The sequence below is a fragment of the Nostoc sp. genome, assembly GCF_036919615.1.
In the GTDB taxonomy this organism is placed as follows: domain Bacteria; phylum Cyanobacteriota; class Cyanobacteriia; order Cyanobacteriales; family Nostocaceae; genus Nostoc.
On sequence record NZ_JBALCN010000099.1, the window covers coordinates 13,515 to 39,514 of the forward strand.

Below are 26,000 nucleotides of genomic sequence, written 5' to 3' on the forward strand. Positions count from 1 at the left end.
TCAACCAGGGTGACTCAGAATTTCGCGGAGTGCATCGGCAACAGCAGTGGCGTTAGCCCCTGATAGCAATCCGAAATGGTCACAGGGAAACTCGCGAGTGACAAGATCAGTGCCTAGCAGAGTGCACCATACCTCTGGCGAGTCTCCAACGGGGGCTGAAATGGGTGGCAGGGCTAATGCATTACCGTTGGCGGTGAACCCAAAGGCCGCCCGGAAGAGCGTTACTCTGGCTTGGCAGGCAAAGGGTTGGGGGTGATAGCGGTTGAGAAAATCGTCATGCCGTGCGGCCAGTTGGGTGGCTTTGTCAATCGAGCGGATCAGTTTTTCCCGATTCAGCTGCGAGTATTGACCGACCCGGTGTGCAATCACTTCAGCATGATCAGCGGGGGGTACTCCTTGGAAATCGCCGAGTCCGAGCAGGCGCGGTGCCTTCCAGCGGCGGATCAGCAGGTTCCCGATCAGTAACGAGGCGAATGCGGGATCAGACAGGGTTGGGTTTTTCTTGAGATATTGTAAATCCGCCGATCCCGGCGCATAGCTATCGAGCAGGATGAGTTCCTGGACAGACTTGCCCTGTTGTTCCAAGACACGACACATCTCAACGGCGATCGCCCCGCCAAAGGAGTAAGCCCCGATACGATAGGGTGGGGTTGGTTGGGTTTGGCGCATGATCGCGAGGTACTCTGCGGCCAATTCCTCAACACCAGTCTGAGCAGCAGATTCAACCGCTTCGATGCCGAACAAGGGGAAATCCGAACCCAGCGACTGGCTCAGTGACAACAGCCAATTGGTATCGCCAGGAGCACCGTGAATCCAGAATGACGGCGCTTGTCGTCCGTTTTCGTGGAAAGACATGGGCGATCGCCCATGTCTCTGGGGCAACGGTTGGTGTGTCCGATTCAGTGGCAGGTTGGCAGCCAGTTGCTCAATCGTTGAGTAGCGCAGGAAAACATCTGCCGGTAACGATACAGCCAACAGTTTCTCTAGCGATTGGCGCAGTTCTGCCTGGACAAGCGAATCAACCCCTAAGCTGTTCAATTCAGTCTGGTCAGTCAGATCGGCGGCGGCGATGCCCAGTGTTTTGCTAATCAAAGATCGCAGACACTCGACCGGATCAGTAGGCTGTATCTCTTTAGTAATCTGCATTCCATCCGGGACAGGGGACAGCACGCCTCTTTGCCGTGAACCGGCGTGTGACTGAATTGGCACCCAATGCTTGGTGCGTGCGAACGGATAGCCCGGTAAAGACACCTTTGTCCCGTGTCCCGGTTCGTTATCCCAGCTAGGTTCTCCACTCACCATCCATTGCCGAGCTGCTTGTTCAGTGGGACTGTCTCCCAAAACTGCCAAAGAGCCGTTGAGCCAAGCCTGAATCTGCACCAACAGGCTCTCGCAATCACAGGCGACGAATGCCACTCGTTCCGCAAAGGTATCCCGCCCCGTCTGTAAGGTGTGGGCGATATTGCATAACGGGTAATCCTTGTCCCACGTCCGCAATGCCTCAACTAGCCCCTGAGCCGCATCTTGCAACGCCTGCGGGGTTTTGGCTGACAGTGGAATGATCTCCGGAACATTCTGGGATGGAGTTTCGTTGGGTCGATGCTGCCCTCTGGGACGCTCCAGCAGAATGTGACAGTTCGTTCCACCAAAGCCAAAGCTGCTGACCCCGGCACGGAAGACTGGGATGCCTGATGCATCAATAAATGGTTCCCAAGCCTGCGTGACTGGAGCAATGCGAAAACGACTGCGATCGAGGCGCAACAAGGGATTAATTGTGTCCTGATGCAAGGTGGCTGGGATCATCTCATGCTGCATAGCAAGAATCACCTTCAGCAATCCGGCAATTCCTGATGCGGGTTCGAGGTGCCCGATATTGGTCTTGACGGCTCCCAACCAGCAGACTGGCACCGAGGCAGTCCCCTGACCGGAACGATGGCGGAGTCGCTCAAAGGCTTCGATTAAAGCATCCACTTCCACCGGATCACCGAGGGGAGTCCCGGTACCATGCGTTTCGATGTAGGTGACGGAGTCAGGATCAATCCCCGCTTGTTCGTAGACAGTCGCAATCAGCTTTGCCTGTGCCGCTGCATTTGGGGCGGTGAGCGACATCGCATGGCCACCGTGGTTCACCCCTGTCCCCCGAATGATGGCGTGGATCACATCTCCATCTGCACGGGCTTGACGAGCAGACTTGAGGAACACAACCCCCACCCCTTCGCCTTTGACGTAGCCATCGGCGTGCTGATCAAAGGTGCGGCAGCGTCCAGTCGGGGACAAGACCCCCATCCGTGCCGCCATCAGAACGGCATCTGCGGATAGCAGCAGGTGAACCCCACCCGCGATCGCAGACTCCACCTCACCGAAACGAATGGACTGCACTGCCCGATGCACTGCTACAAGGGAACTGGAACATGCGGTATGAATCACCTCACTGGGACCATGTAGATCGAGCAGGTAAGACACACGATTAGCAATCATCACATGGGCGTTACCAGTGGCGACTTGAGACCCAGCCGTTGACCCAAACCGCTCCACATACTCATTCATCTGCACACCAACAAAAACCGCCGTTCGAGAGCCTGCCAGCGACGACGGACGAATTCCGGCATTCTCGATCGCGTGCCAGGTATTTTGTAGGAACAACCGATGTTGCGGATCCATTTGCTCAGCTTCTTTAGGGGAGATGCCGAAGAATAGCGGGTCAAATTCAGCCACCTGCGGCATAAAGCCCCCCCACCGCGCCGCTGATTCCCGCCCCGTGCCTACAAGTTCCTGGGCGCACTGCTGCCAATCCCACCGTTCCGCCGGTGTTTCTGAAATCAGATCCCGACCCTCTGCGAGATTGTGCCAGAATGTCTGCAAATCGGCGGAACCGGGGAACATCCCGCTGATTCCGACAATGGCAACATCCTGGACATCCACAGCCATATCATCTACAGGGCGCGGCGGTTCTACAGGATGAGGCTCCACGGCATGAGGTTCCATCAAAAGAGGTTCCATGAGTGGAGTTTCCTGTACTCCAGCAGTTTTGAGGTAGTCTGCGAGAGTGGCAATGGTGCTGAATCGGAAAAAGATCGATGGGCTGACGTCAACGTGATACTGCTGGGTAATTCTGGCGGCAAACTCTTTCAGCAGAATCGAGTCAAAGCCATATTCGCTGAATCCCGTCTGGATATTGAGTCTGTCCGGCACGATCATCAGCACTGCCGCCGCCAGATGTTTCAATCCTTCTTCTACCGACCCCGCCACCTCTACCGGAGCCACAACCGAATCAGGTATGGCAGCAGGGGCAACGACTGCATGATTGGGTGAGGGATTGGGGCTGGTATCCGGGTGCAGTAACCGCTGAATTGCCACATCGTCCGCCGCTAAGACAACCGTTCGAGGAGTGCCGTGCTGAAGAATGAGATCGAATGTGTGCAGCCCATCTTCCGTTGTCAACAATCGCAGTCCAGTCGTCGCCAGGTACAGATCACGCGCCTCGATATCGAGCGTCATGCCTCCATCTGCCCAGAGCGGCCAATTGATCGAAAGACAACCTGTGGCTTCAGCAAATGCATCCAAGTACCGATTGGCACAGGCATAGTTGCAACTGCCAAGATCGCCAGCTAGCGCCGCAAGGGACGAGAAGAGGACGGCGAAATCCAATGTCTTGAAATCGAGCAGCCTGTGCAGAATGCGGGTGCCTTCTAACTTAGATCGCAACACAGTTTCAAAATCGCGCCAGGTCAGATTGCCCAGGGGTTCCTGCCCTTGAACACCCGCGCAGTGAATCACCCCTTGAACCCGACCAAACAGGGCTTCAGCTTGTGCCAGCACCGATCGCATCTCTGTTTCAGCGGTGATGTCTACCTGAAAATATGCCGCATCTCCGCCGACCCTTCGGATTGCAGCGATCGCCGTTTGGACTGCGCCTGAGAGGGATGATCTCCCAGTCATGATAATCCGGGCATGGCAGGTCTGCGCCAAATGCAAGGCAATCTTGGAGCCTAGCGACCCGGTTGCACCCGTGATTAGATACACCCCCCGCTCAGTCTGCTTAGGCAAGGTCAAGGCGGTTTCCGCCAGGGGCGTATAGTCTCGGATCATTCGTATGCCCCCCTGGTAGAAAATATCCGTGTCTAACCAGTGAGCTTGCGCTTCCGCCTTCACAATAGATGACCAATCGGCGCGATCAGACTCGAACCGAATCGTTCTGAGGCGCAGATTGGCACAGGCGGCGGTGATGGAGCGGCGGAACCCACCCACTGCGTCACGCTCTGCAAGGTCTGCCTCTCCACCATTAAAGAAGTAATGAATGTCCATCTGACCGAGTTGGCGCTTCAGCAAGGACTGAACCAGCCAGAACATGCGGCGGATTGGTCCGTAACCTGTAGCAGAATCGGCAATCACCCCTAAGTCCCAACCGTGCAGAATCCCCTTCACATCGGGACACTCAGCCAGCAGTCGTTCATAGTGGTCTGCCTCATCGGGGTCAATGCGGAAGGTGCAAAAGTCCAAGACTTCAAACCGCGAAGTCCCTGGCAACACAACCGTCACCCGTCGCGGAGCCAGATCCCGTTGGCATTGCTGCGCCATTTCTAAATCTGGGGCAAAGAGCAACAGATCAAAGGTATCCGTGCCAGCCGACCCTGGCACGGGACACCAAATGGGACACAGGATCTGGGGGCTACCTGGCTGGGGGCTGGCGACTTGAGCAGATGCTGTGGTTTGAATCCAATGTCGCTCCCGTTCAAAGGCGTATCCTGGCAAGGCGACCAGACGACAAGACCCATCATCTACAGACGCGATCCAAGTGGTAAGTTGCCCTAAAACCCAGGATTTTGCGGGTTCCGGGAGCTCGGCTAAAAATCGGTCTGCTGGGGCATCAGCGAGCCAACGACGAAGCTTTTGAGCCGCTTCCGCCACAGAATGAGCCGTGATCGCCGCCCGATGTTCCATGTCCAGTCGTCCCCGTCGCAGGGTAAACGCAATATCCGCCAACGTTTCATGGGTACAGCGTGTTTCCAGATATGCCGCCAAGTTGGTTGCGATCCGCCGCAATGCTGCTGGTGTGCGGGCAGAGATTTGGAGAATTTCCGGTTGGGCTGGGCGATACTTGTGGTATTTGTGAAGCTGCGTGCCTGTGTCCACGACTCCGACTGGCGGGTTATAGGCTTCCAGAATGAGATGAACATTAGTGCCACCTGCGCCGAACGAGCTAATTCCCGCTCGCTGCTGCCACTGCCACTGTTGCCGTTGCGCCTGAAGCACAAACGGACTCTGGGTGAAGTCAAGGACTGGATTGGGGTCGTCGCAATACAGAGACGGAACCAAAGTACCGTGGCGCATCTGGAGAATCACTTTAATCGCACTTGCCACCCCTGCCGCCGCTTCCAAATGTCCAATATTGGATTTCACCGAACCGAGGGCACAGAAGTGGGTGTGATCAGTTTGGCGACGGAACGCCTTCTCCAACCCCCGTAATTCTAGCGGATCGCCGATTTCGGTTCCGGTGCCATGTGCTTCGAGATAACTAATAGTGTGGGCTTCAACTGCCGCATCCTGGAGCGCGAGACTGATTAGTTCGGACTGGGCATCGGGATTGGGCACGGTGTAGCTCGTTGTTAAGCCATCTTGGTTCATGGCACTGCCCAGAATCACGGCATCAATCCGATCTCCATCCGCTTCAGCCAGGGACAACGGTTTCAGGAGCAACGCTCCCACGCCTTCTCCGGGAACAAAACCATTGGCTCCTCGCCCAAAACTGCGGCAGTGACCATCGGGCGACAGGAACCCCAGTCCGCTGAGCGCCACATACTTGGAGGGATGGAGCAGCAGATTGACCCCACCCGCGATCACGACTTCACATTCTCCCCGCCGTAGCGACTGCACTGCCAGATGAATCGCCGCTAGAGAAGAGGAGCAAGCGGTATCAACCGCCATGCTTGGTCCAGTACAATCCAGGAACCAGGAAACACGGTTGGCAACCGACCAGTAGGACGACGCAGCCAACACCATATTGCCTTTCGCCCATTCTTCGGCAGAGAGGAGTTGATAGCTGCCCCAGGTAATTCCGGCAAATACACCGACGCGACGCGACTGTCCATCAGCACGGGTGCGAAGACGAGCAGGGGTATATCCAGCATTCTCCAGCGTGTGCCAGACGGTTTCTAGGAAAAGCCGTTCCTGCGGATCCATCGTGGCAGCCTCACGGGGCGAAATGCGGAAGAACAAGGGATCAAATTTATCCACATCTTCTAGAAAGCCACCCCACTTGCACACGGATTTTCCGGTGTATTGCTCGGCATTCCAACGAGATCGCGGAATTTCTGTAATACCATTGGCTCCCGATACAAGCAGATCCCAGAACTCGTCCGTGTTGCGTGCCCCTGGAAAACGGCCAGCCATGCCAATCACGGCGATCGGTTCGTGCCCAGGTCTCGGTAGCGAGTCGGGGGGCGCAATCGTGATCGCAGCCTGAGTTTTAGTCCAGTTTGAAGCGGTTTGATTTGCACCTGTTCGGTCTAAATTGGTCTGGTTGGGGGCGGCACAGTCTAAGCTAGTCTCGCTCAGCAATGCCGCCAGGGACGCCACAGTGGGATTCTCGAAAAAGACTGCCGGATCAAGAACCAGTCTGGGGAGTTTTTGCTGGAGTGCCTCGCCCAGCCTCGCCAGTTGCAACGAATCGAAGCCTAATTCACCCAGTCGGGACTGGGGATCGATTTCTGCAGGACGCAAGCCTAGCAACTCTGAAATGATCGGAATTAGAATCGAGCCACTGGTCATTGAGTCATTCGCTAGACGGAGATCGCCCTTGGTGACAGTACCCGATGTAGTGACAGACGTGATGTTCGATGTTATATCCGGTGTAATGCCAGATGGAGTACCGGATGTGTGTTTGAACAGCGTGATGAATTTCTCTGAGTCTCCCGGCACAATGGCGATTTGGGGTTCACGCTGCGACAGTGTCCATTGGATTAAATGTAACCCTGCATCAGCGGTCAAAGGTTGTAGTCCGCCAACCCGTTCCATCCAGTTTTGAGAATCCTGACTCAGCGTCATGCCGCCGCCTTGCCAAAAGGGGAGATTGATCGCCCGACTGACTCCACGTCTCAGGTGCGATCGGCGCAGATTCTCCCGCCAGCGCATAAATCCATCCAGGAAGGCATTCGCAGCGGCGTAATCCGATTGTCCCGGTGTTCCCAGGATCGCACTCAGAGAGGAAAGACAGAGGAAGAAATCGAGGGGGTCATTCTGGGTCAGGCGATCAAGGTAGGTGACTCCGTGCAGTTTGGGGCGCAACACGCGATTATAGGCGTGCCAATCTTTGCGACTAAGGAGAGAGTCATCGACTACCCCAGCGGCATGGATGATGCCCCGCAGTGGCAATCTCGTACTCCGGGCAGCATCGACCACCGAGCGGACACTCGCCAGTTCACCAACATCCGCCACCACATACGTCACAGTTGTGCCGCCAGCGCGCCACGTTTCTAGAATACTTGTTTTTTCGGCATCCAGGGGTGATCGCCCTGCCAACACTAACGCTACAGATCCCGATTTGACGGCACTCTCCGCTAGGGTTTTGCCGATCGCCCCTAGCCCCCCGGTGATGATGTAACAGCCTTGGGCTTGCCAGATTGGTCTGACCGCCAATTGCCCCAAAGCAACTGGGCAAAGGTCGTGTGCCGTCAGCCCTCGCTCATCTAGTCGGAAGGCGAAAGTCCCGTGTTGTGCCCAGATGGTAGCAGCCGCCTCTAGAATGGCGACGGGATCATGACTGACGGAATCGGCGATCGCTAGGGCCGCAGGTCGAATGCGGGTACTCTCCTGTGACACAGCGGACAACATCGCTGCTGCAGCCTCTGTGAATGGCTGTTCATCTCCTGTACCACCGACATAGAGCAACTGCACAGGTTCAGCCGGGGCGAAACGCAATAGGGCACGACACAAGCAGAAAAGCGGATGCAAGCTGTCGTTGAGTGAACTTCGCACCGCGTCTGCCGCGTCGTCCCCGCCCAATCCAATCCGCTGGGGTGATCGCAAGATCACATGCGTCGGAACCTGTCCCTGAGCCTTCAGGTGTGCCAGCAAGATGGCATAATCCTGTTCACGCACCAGATTGATCCGGTACTGCTCGGTGGTCAGTGGCTCAAACTCAAGTCCTGGTTTTGCAACAATGGTACGGCTTGCAAGATTCCGCCTGTCCCAGTTTAAGAATGCCACAGGGTCAGAGCCATAATCGGCAGTCATCTCAATCCAAAGGACAGTGCCCAGTGGTGCTGGCGATCGGGGAGTCTTGACAACGGGCACCCATTCCGGGGTAAACAGGTGGATCGGGGTCTCAGTCTGGGGAACCGGACGGAGATCGCGGGGGAACCAACACGATCGCCGCTCAAACGGATAGCCCGGTAATTCGAGCCGACGCGGTATCTGCCCCTGCCAGAATGAGAGCCAATTCACATCAGCACCGTTGACCCAGCGTGCCGCCAGTTCCAGCGGATCACCCTCCCATTGCTCAATCACGCTATCCTCATCGTGTGCGGATCGCCCCATGATCGCCCCATGCCCAGGGGTTCCTGCCAAGACGCAGTGCCACTGATGCCGCAGTTCTGCGCTGTGGGTTGCTAACACCGCCAGCCGGAATGGAAGTGCCACCCGCCCACTCTGGAGCGTAAATACAAAATCCTCGAAATCGTCCGGTGCCAGGACATCCAACACGGGCAGCAGTTGGCTAACTAGAGTATGCAGTTGAGCCTGGTCGATCGCCGACACGAGGACAACATAGGGTTTGGTGATCACTGTTGTGCTGGGGCGCTGATGGTCGGATTGCGCCGGGTAGTCCTCCACAATCAGATGCACATTCACCCCGCCAGCCCCAAAGGAACTAACCCCTGCCAATAACGGTGCGTCCCCAGTAGGTTGCCAATCTGCCGCCTGATTCTGCACAAACACCGGACAGTTGAGGAAATTGCTCCGGGGATTCAGGGTATCTGCATGCAGGGTGGGCGCCAGACGGCGATGTTTCATTTGTAACAGCACTTTAGTTAGCCCCGCGATGCCAGCCGCCGATTCCAGATGACCGATGTTCGATTTGACTGACCCGATCGCACAGTACGGTAACGCACTCTCACCCAGCGCGTTCCTCAAGGCAGCAATCTCAATCGGATCGCCCAATTCCGTTCCGGTGCCATGAGCTTCAATGTAGGAAATGGCTGCTGGTTCGACCCCGGCATCGCGCATGGCTTCAAGGATCACTTCGGTTTGCGCCACGGGATTAGGCACGGTGTAGCCAGAAACCTTGCCACCGCTGTTCATTGCCGAGCCACGGATAACCCCGATAATGCGATCGCCATCCCGTTCTGCATCTGCCAAGGGTTTCAGTACCACGCTGCCGACTCCTTCACCAGGAACCAGTCCGGACGCACCCGCCCCGAAGGGACGACACACGCCATCGCCAGCCAACATCTGCATTTGGCTCAGTGCTATGAGATGACGGGGATGCAAGATTAAGTTCACGCCCCCCGCGATCGCCGCCCGACATTCATCCCGCCGCAGACTTTGCACCGCTAAATGAATTGCCGCCAGTGACGATGAGCAAGCCGTATCAACTGCCACACTGGGACCGCGAAAATCACAGAAATACGAGAAGCGATTCGCGATCGACGAGGCGGAGGATCCCGCCATCACAACCTGTCCATTCAGCGCTTCCTCGGCGGCGAGAATCTGATATTCGCCATACATCACCCCCACAAATACCCCCACTTCCCGGCGACCCGCTTGCTTTGGTACCCGCACCAGGGTGTCTGGCGTTAACCCCGCATTTTCGATCCCCGCCCATGCCACCTCCAGGAACAACCGCTCCTGGGGATCCATGCCAGCTGCTTCATTCGGTGAAATTCCAAAAAAGCGAGGATCAAAACAGTCTACTTGGTGCAGCCAACCCGCTCTTGTGGTCGTGGTTGTAGTTGTGCGATCTCCCGGCTGACCAGCAACATTGGAGTAGCTCCACTGCGCCCGGCGATCAGCAGGAATGTCCGTGATGCAATCGCGCCCTTCGATCAGGTTTTGCCAAAATTCGGTCAACCCTGCCCCACCCGGATAGTGTCCTGCCATGCCCACAATGGCGATTGGGGCAGAGTCCGTTTCTCGGTGCGATCGCGGCACAGGCAGCACAGGAGTTTCCGGTTGGAGCGGCGGCACATCCAAGGTCGAAACACGTGTGTGGATCACAGTGCGAACGGACTTTGCTTTATGCTCCTCCAGCCACTTGCCAAGCGCATCTAGGGACGGACATTGGAACAACAGCGTTTGGGGCAATGTCCCGAAATCTTTCTCCAGAGCACGAATAATCTCCAACGTCACCAGCGAATCCACACCATACTTCTCAAACGTGGCTTTGCGCGATAACGTCTTGCCATCTAGCCGCAACACCGACGCAAACACCCGACGCAGATAGTTGATGAGGCTACCCTCAAGAGATGCAACAGATGGCTCAGCAGTTGCCATATAGGTTGCTACAGAAGGTGTCACAGCGGTCGCCGAGCTAGTGTCTTGCGTTAGGTCTGCGGGCACTTCTATCCATCCGTCGCTCTCACCTAGGATGACGGACTGGATCGCTTGTCCCTGACTGGGTAACGCCGGACTCGCGGCACTGAAACAGCGGAACCCGATCAGCCGGAACAGCGATCGCCATTGGTTCACACCCAACAACGGCGTAGAGGGTAAACGAAGATCAGCATCCTCAAACAACCACCAACCGTCTGTTAGTCCAAAGGTCAGGGTGGCAAAATCCTGGACACGGGTGCCTTCACTCAGCACTAGCAATCCGTTACGCTGCAACAGTCGCTTGGTCTGGCGCAGAGAATCCATCACACTGGTGGTCGCGTGTAGCACATTCGCCGCCAGCACTAGATCATAGGAGCCTGGTTGAAAGCCTTGAGAGGCAATGTCTTGGGCAATATCGAGAACACGGAATTCGCAGAAGGGATGCAATGCGCCAAATTCACGCTCGGCTTGACGTACCAGAGTGGGGGATACGTCAGTGTACGTATACTGAACCAACTCGACCAATCGATCCAATCGGTTAAGTACAGCCGCGCTGGTTCCTCCCGTGCCTGCACCGATCTCGATGATCCGCACGATCACCGTTGGAGCCTGGGTCAACATCGCCTCAACTGCCGCTCCAACTGCTTCTGCAATCAGAGAGTTGTAGTAGTCCATTAGGGCATTGCCCCGGTAGATGCCCTCCACGACTGCCGAGGATCCGCCGGGAAATAGGATGCTCAACGGATCACAGGCACCCGTCAGAATTTCCCCATACTGAGCCAGACATTTTTCTAATAACTCTAAATGGGGGGCAATGCCGGGATAGGTTGTCCGGAGCCGCTTTGCCTCTGCCGCCAACCCTGCCATCCGGTGTCGCAGTTCAGGCGGCAGTTCGGCAACTGCAATCGTCACCTCACCGTGGAGGGCACCATTGGGATGTTCCTGAATGAACCTAGCCCGGAACAGCATCTTAAGCAAGGCGTTAAACAAACGCTCGTAACGGCTGTGAACCCGCAATTTGGTCATCAGCGATCGCCCCGTCCACCGCTCCTGTCGATCGCACAATACCCCTAACTGTTGGACTGTTTGAAGCAGCCGCATCTGTGCATACGCTTCAAAGTCCTCAAATGCCGCGATCGCTCGTTGGTCAATGGGGGTCTGCGTGACAAACTGAGTCAGGGATTGGGAAGCTGCTGCAATCGCCGACACGGCTTCTGTTGGGCTGCGTTCGGTTCGCCAACCACTGTGATCAAGAGAGCGCAATACCTCACCCCCCAACCGCACGGGCACACTTTGCCGCACCCCCAGCCTCAGCAAGCGCCGCCAAGTCTCGACTCCCTCTGCCGTGCTGATGCCAAGAATCCCTTGTTTCTGAATCCGCTTGCTATAGTCCTCCGTAGCGACGATGCCCGTTTCATGCCAATACCCCCAGTTGATCACCTGAACCCATGGTACATCTGGTAGCGACAGGGCAAACGCATCTTGGAACGTGCAGCCAGCCGCGTAGTTGCTCTGACCCGCATTGCCCATGAGTGCATTGGCAGAGGAAAAGAACGTCATAAAGTCCAACGGCTCAGTCCGGGTGAGTCGTTCAAGCAACCAACTCCCCGCAATCTTGGGTGCCAGTGCCTCTCGCAGCGCCGTTTCCGTCATGGTGCGAATGCTGGCATCACGCAGAACTATGGCTGAATGAATGACTCCATTGAGTCGCCCGACCGTCTGCCGGATTTCGGCAAGGAGGGCTGTCATTGCCTCCTGATCGGCGACATCCACGGGACGGTAGATCACGAACGCGATTTGCTGTAACTGCTTCAGGCGAGATGACCGCTCAGCATCCAACGGACGGCGACCCGTGATCACTAACTTGACAGCTGGAGTCTCTGCTAAGACCTTGGCGGCCTCAAAGCCGATCCCACTCAGTCCGCCAACGATTAGATAACAGCCACCGACCCGGATCGGCCAGGGATCACGATTGGAGCTGTGATTGGGGGTTTCATTCGGTAAATCCATCGGTTGGATGGTTCGCACAAGGCGGCGGGAACCCCGGAAGGCAATCTCCAACCCTGGTGCAGCCTCGGATTCTGAGACGATCCGCTCAGCGATCGCCGACAGATCTGATCCAGGGAGTTGGTCAATATCCAAGCAAGTGACCGCAAGTCCAGGGAATTCTCGGGATAGGGCTTTGGTAAAGCCGATTAGCGCGGCAGTCCACGGATTGTCTCCCCCTGTGCCGACCCGCTGCACTGCTTGCGTGATCACCCTTAACCGGGCGCGATCGCACCACAGCCTTGCTCGATCCAGCACTTGCACCCAATGAAACAACGTCACCACGCCCTGATCCTGGATTTTGTCCAGTTCCGCCAGAGTGGCAGGAGCCGTGGGATTGCCGGAGACCAGGAAATAGACTGTTTGCAGGGGTGGCAGGTCTCGACAAATTCGCTCAATGTCATACGCCTGCGCTCCAATTTCCCAGTGTCGTTCTGCCACAACCCGGAACGCCTCAGCCGGATTGACCCGAAACACGGTGGCTTGGAGGTGCTGCCGGATCAATGCGTCCGCGAAGTCCTGCTCACTGGCTTGATAAATGATCAGCATCGGCCCCTGATGATCTAGGCTGGAGGCTGAACTAGGGGCAGTCCAGGGCGTTTCCTTCCAGACGGGACGGTAACACAGCACCGCATCAAGCGTTGGCATCGCGATCACCGGAGTCTCGTCCCCTCCAAGTCGCGCTGGACGGAGGGTGAACGTGTCGATGCGGATCAACTCTTCGCCTGTCGGATCGGTGATACGTAGATCAAAGGAGTACTCACTGATCGCCTCCACCGCCCGTTGCACATAAACGAAGCATTCCGGGGTCAGGGGCTTCAGGATTGCCAGTTCCCGGATCGACGCGGGTAACAGGGCAGGCAGTTCCGTGCCTCGATCGGCTAGCAGTCCCATGACACACTGAAACGCCCCATCCAGGATCGACGGATGTAACGGCAACCGCCCGACCCACGGTTCTTCTGTCGGCGGCACTCTGACCAGTCCCAGTGCTTCTGATGGGCTTGTCCACAGGTATTGAACGGTACGGAAGAGTGACCCATGGTGGACATCGCGGGCATCAATGCGGGCATAGAACTCATCCGACTGGATCACCCTCTGGCAGCGGGTTGAGATTGCGGCACGATCGAGGCGGTGGGGACGGGGGGACGGCGGCTCAGCAGGGGTGAATCGAATTTCGGCCACGGCGTAGATCGGTTGTCCGTGCCGCTGCGATCGCATTTCAATGGTATGAGTTTGGTCATTCCTATGGATTTCTGGACAGAGATCATCACCCTGTTTGACCTGACGCAGCCAACCGATATTGCCCAAACCGACTACAGGGTCGCTGGATACCATGATTGCGTCCACCATGTATTGCAGGATGGCGGCTCCAGGCAACACGGAATCTCCCTGTACCGTATGCTGCTGCATCCAAAAGGCTGGGTCACGATTGGGAAGGTTATGGTTGGGAAGGTCACTGTTAGAAACATTGCAGTCGGAAAAGTCATGCTCAGGCTTGATTGATCGCACCCAGTAGGTCGTGCGATCAAAGGGATAGAGCGGTATCTCAACCAGTTGTCCACCGTGGGGATGCAGGCGCGACAGATCCGTTAGCTCCCCGCTAGCAAAGGCGGCGGCAATCGGCAACAGCGCTCGGCGATACGCCGCAGCATCATGGGAGGACTGCGACAGGGAGGCAAACAGGGGAGCAGTGACACTGGGGCACTCATGGATCACAGGTTGGTCACAAGTGACAAAAAATTCTGTCCCGGTACCCGTGCTAAGGAAACGGCAAAGCAGATCCACCAGATGCGGCTTGTCCATTGCCACAAAGGCCGCCCGGAATTCTAAATGACTGCGTTTGGTATTGAGCGTGAGTGCAATATCCGCCAGTGCCCAAAGGGTTGCCTCATCGGTCAACCAATGGAGCAAATCCTCAGCCCGTTGCATCAATTGGCGCTGGGTTTGAGCCGAAATCACGCAGAGATACCCCGGCAATTCTGGTGATGGTCGCAGGGGCATCGTCGGGGCAGCCTCCACAACCAGGTGACAGTTAGATCCGTTGGCTCCAAACGAACTAATCGCTGCCTGTCTCGGTGTCTTGAGCCAGTCGCGGCTGTGGGTATCAACGCAAAACGGCGCGTCACCAAACTCGATGCGCCGATTCAACCCCGTTGGCAATACAGCAGCCGGGAGGCGCTGATGTTTCAAGACCAACACCACTTTCAGCAAGGAAGCCACCCCAGCTGCCGTCAGCGTGTGACCAATCAGTCCCTTCACAGACCCAATCGGCAGGGATGCGGAAGCGAGTTGGGCATCCTTAAAGGCATCGCACAACGCATGAATCTCAATCGGATCGCCGAGGGGGGTGCCCGTACCGTGGGTTTCGACATAGCCGATCGCCTTCGGATCCAAGCCAAATCGTTGGTACACCTCCCGAATCAGTTCGGTCTGCGCGGGACCACTCGGCGCGGTGAGGCTACTGGTCTTGCCGTCCTGGTTGGTACCCGATCCACGAATGACAGCGTGAATGCGATCGCCATCCGCCAGTGCCTGCTCCAGAGGCTTGAGGATGACCACACCGACACCTTCACTCAGCACAATCCCATCCGCACTGTCATCAAACGGTCGGCACGCTCCACTGGGCGACAACATCCCAACTTTACCGAGTAATAAATGCAAGCGTGGCGTGGCGAGAACACTGACTCCCCCGGCGATCGCCAGATCACAATGACCACGTTCAATGTTTTCGCAGGCCAGATGGACGGCAATCAGCGACGAGGAGCAGGCGGAATCGATCGCGAGGGTTGGCCCTTTCAAATTGAACATGTAGGCCACCCGCGCTGGCAGCATTGCTCCTGCATTCCCTGTGAACATGAAGCCATCGGCAGGCAGTCCCGAATCCATCAGAATTTGCGAATAATCACCGCTGGATGCTCCCACAAACACCCCCGTACGACTGCCATCAAGGCGCGTATCCGAGTAGCCTGCATCTTCCAGCGCTGCCCAGGTTTCCATCAGAAAAAGCCGCTGCTGGGGATCCATCAGTTCCGCTTCACGGGGCGAAATTTGGAAGAGCGACGGATCAAATTCACCGATGCCGTGCAAGAAACCCCCATGACGGCTAGGTGTTTTGTTGGGCGCAAGGCGATCAGGGTCATAGAACCTGCGCCAGTCCCATCGCTCCGGAGGAATTTCACTGATAGCGGGTTGCGCTTGCTCAATCAAGTCCCAAAACTCAGCCAGATTGTTGGCCCCAGGAAAGCGCCCCGACATGCCGATAATGGCAATTTGGCGGACAGGTGCAGGGGCCGGTTGGGGAGCTGCTGTCTCTGGTGCTGCGGTGCCGGGCTGATGCCGCGTCGGAAACGTCGTGTCGATATGAGCCGCCAGTTGCCGAATGGTCGGATAGTTGAACAGATCCGTAGACCGCAGGGCGATATCCAGTTCCGCGTTCAGGGCCTTGGCAAGTTCCACGGCAACGATGGAATCAATCCCGAACTCAGAAAACGGGAGGGTCGGTTGCAAGCGAACCGGATCAGCATTCAGCCGCGCCGCCATTACCTGACGGACGTGATCTTCGCTGCTAGCGATCACGGGTTCACCCTTTGGATCGGTTCTTGCCTGCCCCCAGGCTGACTCAACGGCGACGGGTGACGGTGATGTTGACACAGGCATGGACACTGCTGCAAACGGTGACGCAGGGATTGACGCAGATGCAGGCATGGACGGCACCCGTTGTTCGGCACTGCGTTGTGCCACGATCAGGCTCTGCAAGTACGACTCAGTCTGTTCGGGATGGCGTAGTCCGGATGTCCGTACCCGAGAAAAGCCGTGGGCAGACAGGCAGCGCCGCCAGTTGAGGACGCTCAACAAGGGGGAGTGGGGGATGCGGTTCTGGCTATCCTCGAACAACCACCAGCCGCTCGTCAGTCCAAAGGTGAGGGTGGCAAAGACTTCAAATCGGCACACTTCACTCAGAATCAAAATGCCCTGGGGTTGCAGTAGGTGCTTGACGGCATCTAGCGTTATGCCAATGTCGCGGGTCGCGTGCAGGACATTCGCTGCACAGACGATCGCAAATTGCCCCGGTTTTCCTGTTAAACTATTGGCTTGCGACGTGAAGTCCTGTTCGATATCGAGGACGGCATATCGGGTAAACGGAAATTCCGCACTCCAGCGATCGCGCCCCCGGTTCACAAAGGCCGGCGAGATATCTGTGAAGTAGTATTCAATGCGATCATGCATAGGGGCGAGCGCAGGCAAAATCGATTGCGTGGCCGAGCCAGTCCCCGCACCAACTTCCAGAATCCTGATCGGCTGAGTCTGCTTCGGGTCAGATATCTCCAGCAACGCCGCCTTTACCGCTGCTGCCACCAGTGCATTGAAATGGTCAGACAGCGGATTATTGCGATTGATCGCCTCAATCAGCGGCAACGACTCCTCGTTATACAGCAGGTCAGTGACGGACAATCGCCCTGAAAGCAGTTCCAGATAGCTATCCAGGCACTTGTGCAGCAGTTCTAGGTAGGGGCGCGTTTCGGGACATTCAGCCAACAGCGCCGCGCACAGGTCAGATCGGGTGGCGGCAATCTGATGGGCAAACCTCGCTTCACTGACCCGATTCAATGCAATCCTCTCTGAAGCAATCTCGATTAACCCTTCAGCCATCAGAATTTCAAGCAGCGCCTCAAACAATCTGTCATACTGCGGTGCCAGTAAGATTTTCTGCCGCAACTTGGATTTTGTTGTGCAGTCATCGGCATCCCGCAAGACCCCAGCGCGTTGAAAGGCTTCGAGTAGGCCCAAGGCACCAATTCGATCTAACCGATCAAATACACTCGCTCGTCCAACGAGGGGATCGCCCTGATGCTCGACCTGCGTATTTACCGCTGTCATGATCTGATCGAGCAAATCAGGAGCCGGATCGGTCGGTTGGGACGCGGTAGTGCTGACACGGATAGTTTCTGGTCGCAAAGTCCCATTGTCTGATCGCAGGCTCACACTATCTGGGGGTTGGGGTGCCACTTCCAGCGGTTCACTGGTGTATTCTTCCCGGTCAAAGGAATAGGTGGGCAATGAAATGCGTCTACCGTGTGCCCCAGTCCAGATCTGCTGCCAGTCCACCGTTTCTCCCCGCAGGAAGTCCCGCGCCGCTTTTTCACACGGGTTGATTGCAGATGGGGTGACGCTAGAGAAGATCACTGGCTCGGTGCCCCCCTCCGACACCCTTACCCACCGCAATGCCGCCGCCAAGTCACGGGTAGTTTGCACAACCACAGCCGCCCGGTACTCGAAGTGTTGACGACCGATCGCCAGTGTCCAAGCAGTATCATCTAGATGCACGTCGGGATGGCGATCTGCCCAGTCAGCCAGGGTTGCCAGATTACGGCGCAACGAGGTTGGTGTTTTGCCGGAGATTGGGACAACCCGCCATTTGCCCTGGTCTCGCACCGCCCCATCCCTGGACACTGCAGGCACATCCTCAATCACCAGATGGCAATTTGTCCCGCTGAAGCCAAATGCGCTCAGTGCGGCCCGTCGGATGCCACCGACTGGACGGAGCCAAGGACGACGCTCACGGACAACATAAAAGGGCGACGAGGAAAAATCAAAGGCGGGGTTGGGATCTTGAAAATGCAGGGAAGCGGGTAACTCGGAGTGCTTCAGACTCAGGAGGAGCTTGATCAATCCGGCAACGCCTGCCGCCGCCATCGTATGACCAATATTGCTTTTCACCGACCCGATAGCACAGAACTGGGTTGCCGTTGTCCATTTGCGGAAGGTATTGGTCAGTGCCGTCACTTCCAGCGGGTCGCCTAGCTTGGTGCCCGTACCGTGGGTTTCGATATAACTAATCGTTTCTGGGTGAATATTAGCCTTTTCATACACGGCGGTTTCCAGATCACTTTGCGCCTGGGAATTGGGAGCCGTGATCCCGTTGGAGCGCCCGTCCTGGTTGATGCCCGAAGCCCGGATCACCCCGTAGATGTAGTCGCCGTCCCGGAGGGCATCCGGCAGGCGCTTCAGCAACACGACTCCGGCTCCTTCCGCTGGCACGAACCCATCCGCCGCTTTGTCGAAGGGACGGCAGGTGTTGGAGGGCGAAATCATGCCGCTCCCGTCCAGGAAGGTGTAAACGTTGGGGGACAGCAGTAAGATTGCCACGCCACCCGCCAGAGCAATGTCACAATCGCCATTGCAAAGACCTTGGCACGCCAGATGAATGGCAACAAGTGAGGAGGAACAGGCGGTATCGACCGGGATAGCAGGACCTTTGAGATTGAGATGATAGGCCACTCGTGCGGGCAGGATCGCCATTGAGGTGCCAATCGACGACATGGAGTCCACGCTGCCATTGCCTGCATTAGTCGCCGTCAGACCGTAGAAATTTTGGGCGGCTCCCGCGTATACACCACACTGGGTATTGGCGAGACTGTCAGGGGAGTAGCCAGCATCTTCGATCGCCTTCCAGGTTTCCTCAAGAAAGACGCGCTGTTGGGGATCCATTTGTGCCGCTTCCCGAGGCGAGAGACGGAAGAAGAAGGGATCAAACTGCAATGCGTCTGGCAGCAGGCCACCCCGGACAGAACGGTTGGGCTGGGTAGGATGGTTGCCCCAGCGGGATTCGGCAAGGTTTGAAAAAACGTCGCGCCCAGCTTGCAGCACGTCCCAGAACTGGGCCGGATCACCAGCCCCCGGAAACCGACAGGACAGCCCAATGATCGCGATCGCAGTATCGGCGGGGGAATGATCGGGGGTGTCAACGGGGGGTGGCTCGGATGGCTCATTGACTGGGGGGTGCAGACTGGCGATCCACGCCGCCATTTCCGCAGGGCTGGCATAGCTGTAGAAGTCCGCAGGTGTGATCGCCGTCCCAAACGCCTGATTGAGCCGATTCGCAATTTGGGGGGCGAGGATGGAATCCACTCCCATTTCGGCAAAGACCTGATCTGTCTCCAGCGTGGTATCCATTTCCAGGACAGCGGCAGTGATTGCACTGATTCGGGTTGCAATCGTGGTAACGCTCATGGGGGCGGCGGTTTGGCTCTGGGGCGGTTGGCTTACTGATGGCGGGGTGAGAGCCGACGCCTGTGTCTGTGTTCCATTGGTCTGTGTCCCATTAACCCGACTCTGGTGGTCACTGTACTCAACCACAAACACCTGTTGATAGGGGGTGCCAAATGCCTTGCCCTTGCGGAAGCCAGCCTCTTGCAACAGCGCCATCCAGCGATCAGATTGCAATAAGGGTGAGTTCTCAATCCGCACCTCGGCATCGGCAAACGCCCACCACCCATCGAGTAGCGCCACGGTAATAGTTTGAAAATCCGATTTGTGGGTTAACTCGTTCAGAAGCAACAGACCACCGGGTTTCAGCAGATGTGTGATGTGCTGGAGCGACTGGCGGATGCTGCGGGTTGCATGTACCACATTGGTTGCAATCACGATGTCGTAGGAGTTCGGCTCAAAGCCCTGTGTGTCAGGAGCCTGTTCTAAATCCAACTGGCGGAATTGCACAAAAGGGTAGCTGCTACCAAATACAGCTTTCCCTTTTTGAAGAAATTTTCGAGATACGTCGGTGAAATCATAGGTGACGCGACCGCAGAATGGGTCAAGCTGACGCAGGGCAAACGCAGTGGTCGATCCCGTCCCTGCACCGAGTTCAATCATCCGCAATTTTGCTGGATCGCTACTCCGGGCAAACCCAGCGATCGCCTCAGCCACCAGTGTGTTGTAGTGATCGACCCAGGGATTGTCCCGGTACATCCCCGTCACCAGTTCCGGCGAAGACGCAGGGAACAGCAACTCGGTCGCTAACATCCCTCCCGCCAGTACCGCTGCATAGTCGTCCGGTTTCAGGCAAGCTTCAAACAATCGCGCAAAGCCACCCATATCGGGATGCTGGCACAGGAATTCGGCATGGGCATGGGCGATCCCCGCTGCATCCGTCGTTGCTAGCGCCGTTTTCAAGGCTGACCCAGCCAGAATGTCGTCCCCTGCCCACTGAATCAAGTCATGAGTCGCAAAAATTGCCAGGTGCGCTTCTAACAAGCGCTCGTACTTCGGCAAAAGTGCCGCCCGACGACGCAGCGTTTCCCGGTTCATGCGTTCACCATCACGCGGAAACAGACCCAACTGTGCCCATACCTGGATCAGATACCGCCGACTGAGCGCATCCAGCTCCTGCAGTGCCCGTTCTCCTTGGCTCAGCACCAACGAGGATTGCTGTTCCACGTGTGTCGCCGCTGCACAGGCCTCTGCCAGGTTGTCCACCTCAGGCAAAGTTGCATCCCGTAGCCCCAGGAGCTCCAGCACCTTCGTTGAGGCTCGCAGGGGAATAGCCTGGGTTAATCCCAGCCGGAGAATATCAGCAAACGCCTGAATCCCCATAGCGCGACCCATCGGCTGAACGCCCAACTGCGCCAACCGTGTCCGGCCCTCGGCAGTGGCCAACTGACCCACATCGCCCCAAAAGCCCCAGTTGATCGTCTGTGCCGGACACTGTCCGGAATCCTGTAAATACGCTGCAAAGGCATCTTCAAAGGAACACGCCGCCGCATAGTTGGCACTACCAGGAGTGGGAGCTAACGCCGCCAGAGAGGAGAAGAACAGCATGAAGTCCAGTTCCTCCCCACTGAGCGCTTCGGCGAACGCGGCACTCCCAGCGACTTTCGGAGCTAACACGGTTTTGTAGGTGCTGTCTGACATGGTTGCCAACGGCTGATTCCGCAACACCATTGCTGAGTGAATCGCTCCCATAATCGCCCCAAACTGTTGATGGGTTTCGGTGATCGCCCGTCGGAGTGCGCCGCGATCGCTGACATCGGCTTGCAGGTAAATCGCATCACCGCCTGCGGCTCGAATCGATTCAATAGCCGCAGCTTGGCAATCACCGCGATCCGAGCGCCCGATCAGTACCACCCGTGCCTGAGCCTGAGCCGCCATCCATTGAGCAATCTCAAGCCCAATGCCGGATGCACCACCGACGATCCAATACACTCCCCCCTGGCGTAACCGAGGCGGCAACGACTGCGTGGCTGATACCGCTGGCACCGTCACCGCTTCAATACTCCGTACCCAGCGTTCCCCATTGCGCCACGCCACCTCAATAGCATGACTCTTTGCCGCGTCATGGGCAATCCCCGCCGCTTCTGCCTCCGGTGCTAGCCCCTCCACGTCAATACAGACCACAGGCAAAGACGGCAATTCGATCCGGCAAGCTCGTCCTAAGCCGATGCAGGTTGCCGCCCAAGGCTTGGTCAGGCGATCACTGGGGAACACCTTCTGGGCACGCCGCGTCACAATCCGCAACAACGGGGGTGTCGTTTTCCGACGGGCGAGGTGCTGAATCAACCGCAGCAAGGGCAAAGAATCGTCAACTGCATCCTGCCAGTCGCAGGCATCCAGCGCCCCGAGGAAATCAATCGTGGCGATCGCGGTTTCACGTTCCAGAGCATCCAGCCAGTCCGCACGGTTGAGCGAAATCACAACACAATCGCGATACTCTTCAGCCAATGCCGCCGCGATCACAGAGTTACTTCGTTGCAGGATCACATGTCGTCCAGCGGTTCCGGTGGAGGGTTGTCGCCCGGGTTCTGCAAACCATTTCGGCACAAATGTCCTGGACGATTCGCCAGAATCAACGTTAAGATTAATCTCTACATCAACGTCTTCATTTACCTGGGTGACCACTGTACCCAGTGCGGTTAGCGGTTCCGTCGCCACAGGCCAATACCGCACCCGCTCAAAGGGATAGGATGGGAGCGCCACGATCCGCCGATCGCCGTTCTGAGGCAGGGTTGCCCAATCCGGCTCCATCCCCGTCACCCACAAACTGGCGATCTTGGGATACCGCTGATCCTGCCACCACTGGCGCCAGGACTCGGCATCCGCTGGTAACCCATCAACCGAACTGCGCTTCACCCGCCCCTCAAACAGGGCATCCGAGGGGACTTGCTCGACAAAATAGCGCAACTGTTCCAGGCAGTCCTCTATTGAAGTCGCGACCACAGCAAGGCGATACTCCATGGCCTCCCGCCCCACTTGCAGCGTCCACGCCACATCAGCCAGATCCAGCGTGTCTGGGGTCTGCGATTCTAGCCATGTTCCTAACCGTTGCGCCGCTGCCACCAATGCCTGCTTTGATTTTGCCGACAAAATAATTACTTCTTCAACGGTTTCGCGAGCGCGATCACTCAAGGGAACAGCTTCAAATTCTTCGACAATCATGTGGACGTTCGCACCGCCTGCCCCAAAACTGCTCAGAGCCGCCCGTCGTGGGCCAGTGGGCGATTCCCAGCGGGTGTGTTGTGTTTGCAGGCAAAAAGGGGTGGTCTCGAATTCGATCAGGGGATTGGGCGATTCACTGTGCAAAGAGGGCGCGATCGCCTGATGCTGGAACTGCAACAGGATTTTTGTCAGCCCCGCCACTCCCGCCGCTGATTCCAGGTGTCCAATATTGGCTTTCACTGACCCAATCGCGCAAAACCCAGTCACCTGCGTCTGTTCCCGCCAAGCCTTTGTCAGTCCGGCAATTTCAATCGGATCGCCGAGTGCCGTCCCAGTACCATGTGCTTCCACATATCCGATGGTGCGGGGATCAATGCCACAGCGATCGAGTACGTCCAAGATCACGCTGGACTGGGCGGTTGGACTGGGCACGGTATATCCGTTTGTGCGTCCGCTAGAATTCATCGCAGATCCCAGGATCACCCCCCGAATTTGATCGCCGTCCGCGATTGCGTCAGCTAGGGGACGAATTAACACAATCCCTACCCCTTCACCATCGACAAAGCCATTTGCTCCATCCCCAAAGGCACGGCACTTGTCATCCGGCGCTAACATGCGTAATTGGCTCAGCCCGACCAACTGGAGGGGGTGCAAGATTAGGTTGACCCCACCTGCGATCGCGGCATTGCATTCACCACGGTGGATACTTTCACACGCTTGGTGGATTGCTGCCAACGATGACGAACACGCCGTATCAATCCCAAGACTTGGACCTTGAAAATCGAACAACCAGGAGACACGATTCGCCAATGACCAGAACGAGGAATGTGCCCCCGCCCGATAACCACTGTTCCACTGATCCAGTGCGTACAGTTGATAGGTGCTGTAGGTGATCCCAGCAAAAACCCCGACATCATTGCGTCCCCGTTTGCCTGCTGCCGCCTTGAGCCGCCGGGGCGGATATCCGGCATCTTCCAGACACGCCCACAAGGTTTCCAGAAAAACCCGTTCCTGCGGATCCATGTCCTTTGCTTCTCGCGGCGAGATTCCGAAGAAAGCTGCATCAAACTTATCAGCATCGCTGATAAAGCCCCCCCACTTGCTGTAGCTTTTGCGCTCTCCCCCCTCGGGATCAAAAAATGGGGTGATATCAAAGCGATCACGCGGCACCTCCCGGATCGCACTCTGTCCTGCAGCTAAGGTTGCCCAGAATTCCTCCAATGTGTTGCCGTTCGGATAGCGTCCAGCCACGCCCACAATTGCCAGGGGCATGGTCTGCCTGTGATGCGTCGCCGTCTCTGTAGGAAATTGCGATTCCACGGCCGATGGTGAATTTTGCTGCTGATTCTCCTGCAATAGAGACCGCGATCGCGCTTCCACAGGCAAAGCGACCGACTTCCCATGCGACTGCAAATGGGCGGCTAATCGATTCAGAGTCGGATACTCATACAGCAACGTTTTTGACAATTTACCATATTCGCGCTCCAGTTGGTCGGTTAGCTGAAGCACGGTGAGGGAATCCATTCCCAGCGCCTCGAAGGTTGACTCAGCCTGGATTTCGGACGGCTCCATCTTTATGACACGGGCAAAAATGGTTTTGAGGGTGGCAAGGATTGGCGGGTGGGATGTCTGATGGATTGAGGGCAGAGGCAAAGCCACAGGAGCATCGAGTGGGGGTATGGGGATGCTTGTTCTGGGCTTGGTGGCTGGTTCCTGCACCCAACCGTCGCTTTTTGCGAAGATGACGTGATACGGTGCAGTTCCATTCTGTTCGCCGAACCCGATCGCCGCCAACCCCTCAAACCCAGCGCTGACCAAGTTGGCTTCCCACCCCGCCTGATCCAGCAGTGGTCCACCAGGTAAACGCTGTTCCTTTGGATCATGCTGCCACCATCCACTCGTAACCCCAAATGTCATGGTGGTGAACACTTGACTAGAGGTGGCTTCAATCAAAGCTAATACCCCGTTGGTTCGCAACAGGGTTTTCACTCGCGCCAGGGTATCGCTCATCCGGTAAGTTGCATGCAGTACATTGGATGCCACCACGACATCGAAGCTACCCGGTTCAAAGCTTTGGGCAATCAGATCCTGCTCAATATCCAGCACCTGGAAACGGCATCTGGAATAGCGATCAAAGGTTTCTGAGGCTTGGCGCACTAATGCGGGTGAGATATCTGTGAAGAAATATTCAAAGTCCGGCATCGACTCGAATGCCTGCAATAACACTGCTGCCGTTGACCCCGTCCCTGCCCCAATCTCGAGGATTCGCAGGGGTTGTGCCTGTCCCCGTGCCGCATGCCACGCCGTCAGCACCGCAACCACGGTTTGGTTCATCCGCTCAACTAGGTCACTGCCTGAATAGACTGGGGCAACGAGATGGCTAGACCCATTCGGGAATAGGATTTCATGTCCGGCAACCTCCGCCCGCCACATACTCGGGTAATTGGCAACGCAGACTTGCAGCAGCGCTAAGTGGGGGGATAGCTCTGGAAACCGTTGCCGCACTCTGTCTATTTCTGCCTCCCATTGGAATGATCGTGCTACCTGATCCTGGTTTGCCGTTGCCGCTTGCCAGATTGGGATCAGTGCAGTTTTTAGGGGTATGGCATATCCTGTGGCAGGAGGAACATCGGTGCCAGTGTGCCCAAGGGTACGAAACGCGGCTAACAGAGCAATCTGGCAAACGTCCTCAAGTGCCGCTAGCGCCCCTGCCAGTCGCTGATCGACTCCGGGAGCTTGCTGGTAGCACCAGTGGTGGATCGTCTCATGGATCCGCTTACGGATCACCGTCTGCTGAACTGAATCAGACGCTAGACCCTGCACTGAGGGCAACTGTTGGGCTGGTTTGTCCGCGGCAACCGCGAGTTCCTGCCGCATCTTTGGATCACACCGAATCACCACCACTTGATCCAGCGAACTTTGCATCACCCGTGCAAAGGCGGCACAGCCCAGATCGCGAGTAATCCCGGCAACACCGAGTTTGTCCATGCGCAATTGATAGGCCGCAGAGGCGACGATCCCGACTTCGTCCCAAAAGCCCCAGTTGAGCAGTTTGACCTGGATTTGACCGGAGGCGGCGAGGTGTTGAGCTAGAGCATCTTTGAAGGCACACCCCGCGACGTAGTTGGCTTGTCCAGGATTGCCGTAGAAAACATTTGCAGAAGAGAAAAAGACGAGGAGCTTGGCACCACTGGCGATCGCCGCTTGGGCAAGATTAA

1 protein-coding gene (only partly in view) is annotated in these 26,000 nt (G+C 56.8%); it reads right to left on the reverse strand.

The window, feature by feature from the left end; genetic code table 11:
* Nucleotides 1-26,000: the 3' portion of an SDR family NAD(P)-dependent oxidoreductase gene (locus V7K48_RS30665; RefSeq protein WP_335078421.1), read on the reverse strand. 1,201 nt of this gene lie beyond the right edge of the window; 26,000 of the gene's 27,201 nt are visible here — the last part of the coding sequence; its start codon lies beyond the right edge, outside the window — the gene reads right to left on this strand; the stop codon is at nucleotides 1-3.